We start from the raw sequence: 12,126 nt of genomic DNA, 5'->3' as shown, positions 1-12,126 counted from the left end.
TCACATTTAATTGAATAATAAATCCTTTATAATTACCCATATATAAAAAATGAGAGAGAGCATTTGAAAAGTAATCGAATAACGAACTCAGAGCAATTTTTCAAACCCAAAACAATTTTTCATACCCAAAGCAATTATTAAAAATCCATAAAAAAAGTATACTGAATAAAAATTCATGACCTAAAAAATCCACCAAAAAACACAAAATAAAAAATATAAACGCAAAAAAATAAATAAAAAAGATAGTACACCCAATAGTGCAATTCATCCATGACCTTGAAGAGGTCATGGTATTCTTGCATCATTTAGATAAAATCTCCTTAAACTTTTTTTTCATCTTTTGTTAATCTACAAAAGATTTGTCTGTAATTATATCATCAAACACCTTGAATTATTCTATTTAAATTTTAAAGTTATTTAACTCGTTTATTTTTAAATTTAAGATGCAAGTAAGCACTTACATTCGAAAATCTTTATATATGATGTTATTTAATAGTTACATGAGGCTTCAAAAGTTTTTGAAGCGAATCGGGATTTTCCTGGGGGTAAAATTATGGAAAACAAAAGAATAATCCAAGGTTTAATTTTAGTGTTAATCTTTTCATTAACATGTGCTGCAATCTATGCAGTTGAAACAGGAGAAATTTCAGAAAGTGATTCATCCAATAATGGAGGTCACATTCACATTAGTAGACCAGGTGAAACTATTCATGTACTTGATTCAATTAGACCAACTTTTGACATCAATGACTATGACACATCAGTTTATGTTTAATTTTTTCTAATTTATTTACTTTTTTTTGAAATTTTTTTTTACATGTTTTTATTAAAGCATCGGATTCCAAATATCAATATGCAATGTAATCAATTATCCCTATATTAAAATTGAATGAAGAATATGAAACTACAAATATAAAGAAGGCAGTAGTTAAATTAACAGATAGGATGCAAAAATATTGGAAATTAATCATCTCTGATATACATCATACAAAAAAACTGACAATTAATCATCATTTTCTTTTCTTAACTAAGATCCATGAATATGCAAACGCTGCAGACACTATGACTGCAATCAGGGTAGGGCCTAAAAATATGGAATCAAAGCCTGCGGTTATCTGGTAAACGATAAAGCCGACAAACCATGAGAATATGTTCCAATACCAGTCCTTTGAATCATTGTTTCCATTTCCGAGATAGAACGAAACCACAAGTACAGAAGCCATTGGAGCAAAAACGGAACTGATTAGATAAAGAAATGAAATGTAATGGTCCATAATTCCTGAAATTGCCAAAATCGCACTTAAAAAGCTGACTATAACTCCAGCTATTTTAGGATTCAGTCTGTCAAATATTGCTTTTGCGGATTCGCCTGCGGAATTTGTCGCAAGGAAATTTGTTGTCACTGTAGATAGGACAAGAATGATGACTCCCTGTACGCCAAGCCCTGAAATGAGAATTGCCTGTGAAATGTCAACGGTTCCAATGCATACAACCTCAATACCGATGAAGTACATCCAAAGGCTTGCAACAGTATAGGCTAATGCTGATAGGGCTGTCGCCTTTTTTGGACTTTCCGCATCCTTTGTATAGTCAGAAATCACCGGCAGCCATGAGATAGGCATTGCAATTGAGATTTCAAAGATGTTCCAGAATGTCAATGTCGCTGAATTCTTAATGGGCATTAAATGATATCCGTTCATTCCCAGTAACCTGACGGACAATATTACAAGCAGCGCTGTCAGAATTATCATGATTATGCTTGTAATCCTTGATGTGCGCCTGAGTCCTATGTAAACCCATATCGCGATAAGTATGGCCAGAATTATGCATGTCAGAGCAAATGATATCGGTATATTCAATCCCATCAGTGCCAATGCGCCCTGTGCGTTCAGTACCGCCACCCATGCAATCAGCTGCAGTACATTCAGTGCGGCAAAGAACTTGGAACCGAAATCGCCAAAAGTCGATTTGATTGATTCCATTGCATTGACCCTAAGGCGTGTACCTATAAGGCCAACGAAATAAAGCATTATTCCGCCTATTACATGTCCAAGTATCAATGGAACCCATATAGAGTTAAGGGGCGCTGCGGATCCGATTTGTACTCCAGCCTGAATTTCGGAAACCGAAATCGCAACACCGAACCATATAATCATGTTGGTAAAAAGTCCTGTCCTGTTCTCCATGTTCTGCACTCAAAAATAAAATTGATTTTTAAAATAACCTATTATTAATTAGGATTATTTGATATTTAAAAATTTTCAGTACAAAACTGTACATTGAATTAATTTCACTACAGTTTTTTACAATAAAATTTAAAAAATAGTTTTTGGATATGAATTGGATTTTCTATAATTCATCCGTTAAAAAAAGAAAATAATAGCTTAAATATTAAGCTATTACAGGAGCAATAAGGGATTCATCATCTGACTGTATTGAAATTACTTTGTTTTCTTTGGCGAATGTGTAGGTATATCCATTTTCATCATTATATAAGAAACCTTTTACCCCGGAAATGTCTTTGGATGTACCGTTCATATAGTTAATTAAGTCTTCAGTCAAATCTGTAGTATTGTAGTCTGAAATCAGGATATTAATGTAATTGGTGTCATTGGTGTATCCTTTTCCATATTCAGTGCATTTGAAAATATAATAGTCATTAGCAGTTCCATTGTTACTAACGTTTAGATTTTCTTCGAATGTTCCGGGAATGGTGAAATTTTCCCCATCAACGGTTACGGTTTGATCTGCCGGAGCTCCAAACAAGGACCCCAAATCAAATGCAGATACGGTTCCAACAGCAGCAATAGCTACAAGGCCAATAGATAGTGCCAATAATATCTTTTTGTTCATATTAAACCTCCAATATATTGTATATTTAATTAATATTTCATCATGCTTGAAGCTAGATTAAAAGTGAAACTAACGAATAATGATGAATATTAACATATTTTAAACTTTAATAATATTCTTTTAAATATTTATCTAATTATTTGTCAATTCATGAGGCAAATTATCTAAGATTAATGAATACTCGCCGCTGCTATTGGTACGACAGCGTAAGTCCCATTCAATAATGCTTTAATGCAATAAAATATTAATATTAATGCTGAAATATATATTAGTATATTTTGGAGATATTATTATGAAAGTTTTAGGAATTAATACAAGTCCAAGAGAATTAAGTAATGTGAAAATTGCTTTGGAGGCTGCATTGGATGCCGCCAGCGCAAAAGGTGCTGAAACCGAGATTGTGGATGTTAACAAATTAACAATCACACCATGTCAAGGTGACAACCACTGCAAAGAGCATGATTCTGAATGTGCTTTAAATGATGATATGCAGGATATCTATCAAAAAATAGAGGAAGCCGATGGAATCATCTTGGCAAGCCCAATATACTTCTGTGACGTGAACGCTCAGGCAAAACTCGTAATCGACAGATTATATTCTTATTTCATGAACCCTAAATATTCAGAATTGTTTTCAAACAAAAAAGTTTCAATAATTGCAACCCACGGTGCTGCTCCTTTAGAAGCATTTGAAGGTTCACTGAATACTCAAATGGCAGCTTTTGAAGTTTTAGGATTCAAAACCGGCGACATCATTAATTTGGATGACAATAATGTTCCTGGAGCAATTAAGGATAAGGAAGAACAATTGCAAAAGGCAAGAGATCTTGGCGAAAACTTAATTTAATTATTTCAAGGTGATAATATGAGCAATATCCATGAAGATTGTGAGAATTATAGTCCTAAAAAGGATTACTGTTTAAAATTCTTTGAAGAAAATGTATCTGAGAAGTATAAGGTTTGTAAAGAGTATAGCGAGTTCTCTGATAAGGAACTCAGCAGAAAATGGAGTAATTAAACCAACATTTGGAGGTTAAAAAATGATAATGTATATCATTAGCATATTAATCATATTCTTGATAATTTACGCTTTTTATCGAGGATTAAAAACATTATTAAAAGTGGCTGTAATCATATTTGTCATTTCAATAATATTAGGATTATTAGGATTTTAAATCCTATCCTAAAACTTATTTTTTAAGCAATTCTTCTATTATCTTTGATTTTGAGACACTTCCAGCTATTTTTTTGATTTCTCTCAATTAGTGTTTTAGATTGTCGATTTTGTCAGACAACCGTCTATGCCCTCTTCAGATAGAGTCAATATTTAAAACTTTATTTGATAATATGATGAGATTGCACCGGTCAATGTTGAAAAAATGAGTTTGTAAAATTTTACAGAGTTTTGAATATTTCCACTCAAAATTATTCAAGTTTGAGAGGAATCTTTGATAAGATATAACACCCTGCCGGCTTATACCATCACAGGAAGTCAAAAAAAATTAGCTTGACTTCAAAGTGACAAATAATTTATACAATAGCAAACATATCTAAAATCATGAAAGTGAAATTACTTCTCCTTCTGGCAATACTGATTATGGCAATAAGCCCTGTCATGGCCGGAAACAACACGACCGCTGTGGACAACCCCACCCAGTACATATCAGACGAACCTATGACCGAAGCGCTTGAAAGCGGAGACTCAAATATCAGCTTCAGCGACGGATACAATGGATACTGCATTGAATGGGGCGAGCATTCAGCCGAAAAGGGAGACAAGTTCTATGTTCATGACGGAGATGTTGACAACAACATCAAGACATTCTTCGTATATTTCTATGAGGAGTCACAGCGCGATGTCATCGCGACACAGCATATGATCTGGAAGTTCACAGACAACAAGCAGTTCAGCAGATTCAACCAGACCCTGTATGAGAAAATTACAGAAAAGGCAAAAACGGTTCAGGTGCCGAATGACGGCGTTTTAAAAGTAAACAATACCACGGAAATGGTCTACAGTTTCAGAAATTTCATATCAAACATCAACGAGTATCAGAATTACTTCGGATATAAGATATTTTTCCAAAACATTACCCTCAAAAGCAACTTAACGGCAAATTCAACCGCAAATGAGACACAAAACACTCCCCAAAACACGACAAATCAAAGTGATGTCAGAAATAACTTGACAAAAAACCATACAGGTACAATCAATAAGAAGAGCAGAATGGCCAAGGTGGATGCTGGTCGCAATACGGGAAATCCAATTTTGATGCTTGCACTGTCGTTGGCGGTGCTGGTTTTTAAAAGAAGGCGGTAATCCCACACTTAAAAATTAACTCAGACAGAATACCTGACTTGAAAATCAGGACATGACTGAGGAATTCACCGAATATTTAAAAGAAAACATACAGAGTCTAAGGTATTTTTGTTTTGAATATTTCCACTCAAAACATTCGCTTTAAACACTACTTAATTTCTCTTTAAATATCTATTTAAAACATTTATATTTCTTCTTTTAAAAAACTTGTGAGGACATCGTCTTTAATACTTAATATAAGTGGGGGTTTCCTCAAAATCAATGAAAATTATTCTATATTCTAATGTTATTTTTCAATAATTTTGAGGACATCATTTTCTAGGCAAAAAATCCATTAGGTTTCCTCACCACCTCAGGTAGAACCCATTGAACTTATCACCGTGCAACAGTGAATTCACCAGATTTTCACTCTCTTTCACAATCAAATCTGAATAGCTTAGAGTTTCATCGCCATATGTAATTGTTGAATATACTTTTGATAGAATCTTTTCAACGATTAATTTCCTAGCTTCCAATTTAATTGTGTTGTTCCTCTTGTCTATATCATCAAGGGTGACCTGCTTTCTGTTGATTAGACTAATGACTGTCTTGTCCACTATCTGTTGCCTGAATGGCTCTATCATGTCAAAAGTCAGGCTTGTCCTATTGTCCATGTCAAAGTGGAGCAGTCCGCAATATGGATCCAACCCATTAACAAGTATACTTTTGGTTATCTCGCTTGCAAGGATGGCATACCCGTAGTTCAGCATTGAATTAAGCAAATCCGTTGGTTTTTTTTGTTCTTGACTCGAAATTAATTTCTTTTGGAATGAAATGCTTCACACCTTTCCAGTATTCGTTTGATGCCTTTCCTTCAAGACCCATTATCTTCATTCTCACTGACTCATTGTCTCCATTTAGGGGCAGTTGATTCAATTGACTTATAATCTCTTCAATCTTCTGCCTATTATTATAGACTCTTTTAAGCCTCTTGTTCTTGTTCAATGTTGTCAGTGTTGCCTTCTGGTTTTTCATTTTTGACATTATAAGTTCTTTTGCAATTTCAAGACCTAATTTATTTTCACTTAATTTATACTGCTCTTTTTTTAGTTTCACGTTTCGCCAGTCAGGGGATTCCAATGTGTATGTGAGCTGCCCCCGTGGATTGATTGCTATCAGTTTAATGTTATGTTCGGCCATCAAATCAAGCGCATCGAAGGTCAGGTATCCTTTTCCTATGACTGTTATGTCATTTATTTCACTTGCCCTGATTGAATCGATGATTTGGTCCTTTTCATGTATGACAATTCTGTTATCTTTCTTGTGTATTGACTTTCCGTATCCGTCTATTACCAGTTTCATCCTAATACACCCTATACAAGTCATTCTTGAATTTTATCTCCTGTCCTGCAGTTTGCTTTTTAGCGTAACAGTTTTCACAGATTGGAATAATCAGCACGCTGTCATTTTCTCTGGTGATTCCTGAGATATATTCACTGAGATCTTTTCTCTCACCATTGCTCAAGTCCCCTGCATATAATGAACTTTGAATCTTTCGAAGGCCATAATGCTGGAGGACATTTTCAATATTTTTCTGGTTTGTCTTGAACCTGCAGTCAAGACTTGCTATCATATACATGAGTTAAGTTATATTTTTCAATGTTTAAATTGTTTCATTTATTTGATAGGTAACTATAAATACTATTTTTAAGTAAAATCAATTTTTTAAAGTTGTAACAATTTAATAAAGCAACTACAATTAGATTAAATTTAAATAAAATGAAAATAATAAGAATTAGTAATGATTAATGAATTATAGTCATTATAATTAAAATTGACTTATGAAAAATAATTTAATAGATGTTATTATTCACTTTATATTTGCATAATCTAAAATAAAATTATAAATACTTTATAAAACATATTTTATTTTATATAATTAAAGGTGATTTATAATGTATGCAATTACAAAAGTTAGTTCTAGCAATCAGGTTGTTGTACCTGCAGATTTTAGAAAATATTATGACATATCTGCAGGTGATGAAATATCCTGGACAAATACTGAGGATGGGATACTCTTGAAAATTGAAAAAAAAGTTACTGAAGAGGATATAATTGGGATGATAAAAAAAGAATTGCCATATAATAGTGTTGAAATTAAAAAGAGAGGATCAAAAGGATTAAAATGGTGATATTTTGATTTTTGTAGATGCATCATATATCATTGCATTAATTATCGAAAAAGACCAGTGGCATGAGGATGCAATTAAATTGCTGGATAGGTTAAAATCAGAAGACAAGATAATAACTGAAGCGATGATAATTGAATCAATAAATCTTATTGGAAGCTGTCATGGTGGAAAGGTCGGTTATATGACTTTTAAATACATCAAAGACAATTTCACAATTTTTAAATCCGAAACATTGCTTGAAGAATCATTAAGATATTACCTTAAATTTGATGGGACATTGTCTCTAGCGGATTGTACTGCAATTCATGCCATGAAAGAAAATCAGATTTATGAGATACTCTCGTTTGATGATGATTTTGATAAGGTTGATGGAATATTAAGAGTGCATTAGATTTCATCATCTTATAAAATATATTTTTTTGTTTCACATATTGTTTTGAAATTTTCATTTTTCAATTTTCAGAAAATTAGATTAATACTTTTCACATACTTTTTTATTACAAAATCAAAATTTGAAGAAAATACTATTTTTCAACCACTCGATGTATATGTATTACCTCACTTTCAACATTTCTCCTGAAACTCCCAAATTGTCTGAATTTTATATATAAATAGAACGTATATTTTATGTAATAATATACGTTAATAATGAAAAGATACGAAGTCTTTATATATTAAAAAAATCAATAGTATAACAAGGGTTTGAGTAAAGAAATTTAGGAGGCAAAAAGCTTATGATCGAAGTCAATGAGCTAACTGACTACCTAGATGAATACTTGGAAGAAAAGCAAGAGGTAAAAAACTTAACTAAGGAAACTATCGAAAAGCAAACATTCAATATATCCAAATTCATTGAATATCTGGAAGCTAACGGAATAGACGAATTAAATGACAAAAATGTGAAAAAACAATTAAGGCATTACCGTAGACACTGCTTGAAGCAGAGAGGCAACAAGAGGACTACTGTAAAAACCTATATGATGAACATTTTGGAATTCATAAACTCAGAGGACGTTCAGGAAGAAATCCAGCATGAAACCATCAAAATGAAGGATATCATTGAAGTGAAAGCGGAAGATCCTGAAACTGCCAAAAAAAGAATCGAAAAAATCTCTCTAACATGGCAGCAATCAAATTTCTTTTTAGATACAATCAAACAAAGCGGCAACATTAGAGATTATGCAATTTGCAGGACTTTTATTGATTCCGGAATGAGGCTTAAGGAACTGGTCCTCTTAAACAAAACCGATATTCAGGTTCCTCTTGATGATGACGGATTTTATGTAATGCCTGAGGACACAAACGAGTTCATTGATGTTTATCTACGTGCAGAAACCACCAAAGGTGAGCTGAAGGACCGTACGACATTCATTACCTATGATACTCTAGAAAGCTTGAATGACATGATGAGAGAACGCACCACAAAACTCCGGAAAAATACAAACGGTGTATACAGGCCAATCATTCAGCGAAAAAAAGCTGATGAAGAAAGGATGCGTGAAGAGCTGTTCACAAACATCAAAGGAAAAAGAATAGGAAAACGTGCAGTTCAGGACATCATAAAAAAACATGCCCGTGAATGCGATGAGAGAATAAGCACCCAGGGATTTGACTGCCCAATAAACTACACTAAAAATGTCAGTGTCCACATCCTAAGACATACTGCACTGTCCCATTATGCTGAAATATTGACAGTTGCAGAGGTACAGTCTATTGCAGGCCATTCCAACTCTCAAACAACAGATAAGTATATCCACATTGACCGTGAGCAAATGAAACATAAGCTAAAGGCAAATTCCAATAGGTTTCTATAATTGATTTTTTATCAACTCAATACTAAATTAATCTAATTTAAATACTACATTAATCAAATATATTAATAAGAGATTTTAATTATTGATTTGTATGAATTTAAAGAAAAAATTTTTTGTATTGAGTATTTTTATATTGTTTATTTCCATATGTGGAATTTATTCTATACATTCTCCACAAAATACCGATGCATTGCCCGTTGTTTTAGATGAAACTGATGAATCTGGCTGTTGTTCTGTTGTGTTACAATTGGAAGGAAATGACACTGTCATGTCTTATAGGCGTGATGCCAATCTGACTGCAGATATTTACATCGAACAGGTTGATTGGCATGGCCATCCTGCAGTTAAACAATATAAAACAGAGCATGGTTATTTTAACCATGTAATTGTCACTAATGATGGCTGGGTTATAGGATTGGGCGGCATTGATGACGGTGAGGATAATCAGAAATGTGAAAATATCGCTACAGAAATGATTTCTGATGATTTCAGCATATCCACATACGCTCTTCAAGAAATTCAGAATATAAAAAAGCCGTATAAAAGGGGACACATTATCATCAAGGCTCCTAATGGAAATTACGGTTTTGCAACCAATGATATGCTAAAAACAGGAAAGCTCAAACCTGGTGAATATATTTCCATGCCAAACAAGTATGAGTATTCCAGAAAAGGAAATATTACTTCAAATTCTACAGATAATGTTAAAAACATGATAGAATTGGCCCAGTCAGATGTATATGGTCTTAATAGACGTGACATCTTTGTTTATGATTTCAATTGCACTGCAGAAGGCAACACTACAGACATTTATATTTCAAATGATGACGGATCCCTGGTAGACAGGAACAATACGGACTGTTTTGACAATGTTATCTTCAACAATACCAAATATGAGGGATCAAAGATTCCTATCGCTCCAAATTATCAAAAGATTGGTTCTGTTACCTATGGAGTTCAAAAATCCAATTTTGAGAATCTGACAATATTGTTGGTCTTAGTGGCATTTGTTGTTTTCGTTGCGATACTGTTCTTCATCGTATTGAGATTTGTAAGATTTATTAAATATCATAATCGGCGCTGAAATTTATAAATTTTCATGAAATTTATTAAAAAATAACAAAATTTAAAGAAAATGTCATATATTAATAGCTTGATATATATGGAGCAGTTGATTTATAGCATTTTATCAATATTACTTGAGCATTAGTGGTAATATAAGTATAACTAGTACATTCTGTATATATGGATAGTATATATTTACCTACTTTCTGTATATATGGAAATACAGAAATATGGATAATGCATATATTACTTCTTTCTGTATAATAGGATTAATATATAATTACTACTTATAGATATTGTAGGTAAATATCTATTATAACTACTTTTATATAAATATCTACTAATATATATTTAAGGACTATATACGGAAATACTCTTCCGACTATGGTAATATTACACTAACAAGAATTTTAGTAAAAATAATCGATTATAGCATTTTGTTATCAATATAGTACATAATTATCCATCTATTTATTTATTAAAAGAGTATAAATCCATTTAGTAATATTTTAATAATTAATGTCTGTCATTTGGAAAAATTGCTCACGTTACTTCTTTTTTGACAATGAAATTTATTAATTTTTATAAAATTTATTAAATTTTTTTATTTCCGGTCTTCAGCAACAATATCCTCAAAATTCAAAACATGTAAATATTGACAATACCATCTATATGTCTTAGTTCACATTCACTATTTTCTTTAAAAAATTGATTTTTTAAAAATTTTAGTGTCAAAAATATTAAAATTTCATGCTCCCCACATGAATTCATCAAGTGCAATATGACTTAAAGTCCTAACAGTATCTTTATTCCAATCAGGATGAGGATGACTCCACCAAGAATTTGGAATTTGTCACCAACATAGTTTCCAAGTTTTTTGCCAAGGAATATACCTGCAATGCTGAACGCAAATGCAACAATTCCGATGATTGCTGAGGATATCAATATCGGATCTTTCAGGAGCGCTATTGTAATTCCGACTGCAAAAGCATCAATACTGGTTGCAATTGCAAGAAGGGTGACCTCCTTGAAGGAAAAATGATCTGTAATCTCTTCATCGCCACCGGTAAGGCTTTCACGAATCATATTAAGCCCGATGGCCAGAAGAAGGATAAAACCGATTATTGATGCAAGGGATTCAACGATACTTGCAATTACATTGCCACAGAAGAATCCTAAAATGGGCATTAATGCTTGAAATCCTCCAAAAAATAGTCCATAATACAGTATCTGTGATTTTGTCAATTGCTTTTGTGTAAATCCCTTAGTCATGGATACGCTGAATGCATCCATTGCAAGGGCAACAGCAATTAGAAATGTTGAAATGAGATTAAAAGACATTGACTAATGATATGTAAATTATTTTATTTATAATTATTTTTTTAATGAAGGAGATTAGGCAAGAGTTTATCCCACCTAATCTTTCGCGCAGTCGGTTGTGGGAAATATCAGTTAAGTTATTTCCCAATTAAAGTATTGTACACTACCTATATTTAAAACAGACAGTTTTTAATCCCTGCAATTTTACTAATCCTATGCAATATTCCAAACTCAGACAATAAGTTTCAAAACATTCTATTCAAAAATGAAAAACAATATTTAAGATTATATGATATCCTATGAATGTATGCTTTTAAAATCAAAATCCTGAATTCCAAAGCTTCAAATTAAAAATTCATGAATATTTTTAAAGGACTCTTTTTGAAAAATGAGATTTTTGTTAATTATTTATATCATTTCAATTAAAACAATACTTATGAAAGACTTATTTGATGTATGCAAATTCGGAGATTTTACACTCAACAGCAGAATTGTCAGAACAGGACTTTGGGAATCCCAAAGGGAAAAATCAGGAAACATGACTCCTGAAATATACAACAGATATGAGAATATGGCTGCAAGC

12 protein-coding genes and 1 pseudogene are annotated in these 12,126 nt (G+C 32.5%); 8 read left to right on the top strand and 5 right to left on the bottom strand.

Going from position 1 to position 12,126, the window contains the following annotated elements:
- Positions 1 to 553 precede the first annotated feature (553 nt).
- A complete protein-coding gene (locus tag E7Z79_RS07760) occupies positions 554 to 775 on the top strand; it encodes a hypothetical protein (protein ID WP_303739391.1) in 222 nt (73 codons plus the stop codon).
- A 235-nt stretch (positions 776 to 1,010) separates the two neighbouring features.
- On the opposite strand, the gene E7Z79_RS07755 is transcribed toward E7Z79_RS07760, so the two are convergent.
- Together E7Z79_RS07755 and E7Z79_RS07750 are read right to left on the bottom strand one after the other, a co-directional pair.
- Positions 1,011 to 2,186: a cytosine permease gene (locus E7Z79_RS07755; RefSeq protein ID WP_303739390.1), complete on the bottom strand. Its 1,176-nt coding sequence runs from the start codon at positions 2,184 to 2,186 to the stop codon at positions 1,011 to 1,013.
- Between the two features lie 205 nt (positions 2,187 to 2,391).
- On the bottom strand, positions 2,392 to 2,853 hold the full coding sequence (locus tag E7Z79_RS07750) for a hypothetical protein (protein ID WP_303739389.1): 462 nt from the start codon (positions 2,851 to 2,853) through the stop codon (positions 2,392 to 2,394).
- Positions 2,854 to 3,145: 292 nt separating this feature from the next.
- On the opposite strand from E7Z79_RS07750, the gene E7Z79_RS07745 reads away from it, so the two are divergent.
- From E7Z79_RS07745 to E7Z79_RS07735, 3 genes are all read left to right on the top strand, one after another.
- Positions 3,146 to 3,700 (top strand): flavodoxin family protein, encoded by a 555-nt coding sequence (locus tag E7Z79_RS07745; protein WP_303739388.1) that lies wholly within the window; start codon positions 3,146 to 3,148, stop codon positions 3,698 to 3,700.
- An 18-nt stretch (positions 3,701 to 3,718) separates the two neighbouring features.
- Positions 3,719 to 3,871: a hypothetical protein gene (locus E7Z79_RS07740; RefSeq protein WP_303739387.1), complete on the top strand. Its 153-nt coding sequence runs from the start codon at positions 3,719 to 3,721 to the stop codon at positions 3,869 to 3,871.
- Between the two features lie 540 nt (positions 3,872 to 4,411).
- Positions 4,412 to 5,173, top strand: a complete 762-nt coding sequence (locus E7Z79_RS07735) for a hypothetical protein (protein WP_303739386.1) — start codon at positions 4,412 to 4,414, stop codon at positions 5,171 to 5,173.
- Positions 5,174 to 5,517: 344 nt separating this feature from the next.
- Here E7Z79_RS07735 and cas1 read toward each other — a convergent pair.
- Together cas1 and cas2 are read right to left on the bottom strand one after the other, a co-directional pair.
- Positions 5,518 to 6,514: pseudogene (gene cas1 / locus E7Z79_RS07730) on the bottom strand (CRISPR-associated endonuclease Cas1).
- A 1-nt stretch (position 6,515) separates the two neighbouring features.
- Positions 6,516 to 6,785 (bottom strand): CRISPR-associated endonuclease Cas2, encoded by a 270-nt coding sequence (gene cas2 / locus E7Z79_RS07725; RefSeq protein WP_303739385.1) that lies wholly within the window; start codon positions 6,783 to 6,785, stop codon positions 6,516 to 6,518.
- Between the two features lie 322 nt (positions 6,786 to 7,107).
- On the opposite strand from cas2, the gene E7Z79_RS07720 reads away from it, so the two are divergent.
- The 4 genes from E7Z79_RS07720 (at position 7,108) to E7Z79_RS07705 (ending at position 10,242) form a co-directional block, all read left to right on the top strand.
- Positions 7,108 to 7,344 (top strand): AbrB/MazE/SpoVT family DNA-binding domain-containing protein, encoded by a 237-nt coding sequence (locus E7Z79_RS07720; protein WP_303739384.1) that lies wholly within the window; start codon positions 7,108 to 7,110, stop codon positions 7,342 to 7,344.
- A gap of 4 nt (positions 7,345 to 7,348) precedes the next feature.
- Positions 7,349 to 7,735, top strand: a complete 387-nt coding sequence (locus E7Z79_RS07715; protein WP_303739383.1) for a type II toxin-antitoxin system VapC family toxin — start codon at positions 7,349 to 7,351, stop codon at positions 7,733 to 7,735.
- Positions 7,736 to 8,078: 343 nt separating this feature from the next.
- Entirely contained in the window at positions 8,079 to 9,158 is a 1,080-nt protein-coding gene (locus tag E7Z79_RS07710; RefSeq protein WP_303739382.1) for a tyrosine-type recombinase/integrase, read from the top strand.
- A gap of 190 nt (positions 9,159 to 9,348) precedes the next feature.
- A complete protein-coding gene (locus E7Z79_RS07705) occupies positions 9,349 to 10,242 on the top strand; it encodes a hypothetical protein (protein WP_303739381.1) in 894 nt (297 codons plus the stop codon).
- 767 nt (positions 10,243 to 11,009) lie between these two features.
- On the opposite strand, the gene E7Z79_RS07700 is transcribed toward E7Z79_RS07705, so the two are convergent.
- Positions 11,010 to 11,564 carry a manganese efflux pump MntP family protein gene (locus E7Z79_RS07700; protein ID WP_303739380.1) on the bottom strand — a complete coding sequence of 185 codons (555 nt, stop codon included), beginning with the start codon at positions 11,562 to 11,564 and terminating at the stop codon, positions 11,010 to 11,012.
- Positions 11,565 to 12,126: the final 562 nt, after the last annotated feature.

The organism is Methanobrevibacter thaueri (assembly GCF_015062905.1).
Classification (GTDB): Archaea; Methanobacteriota; Methanobacteria; order Methanobacteriales; family Methanobacteriaceae; genus Methanocatella; species Methanocatella thaueri_A.
The sequence above is the reverse complement of the archived record's forward strand: the minus strand, read 5'-3'. Positions and strand labels throughout refer to the sequence as shown.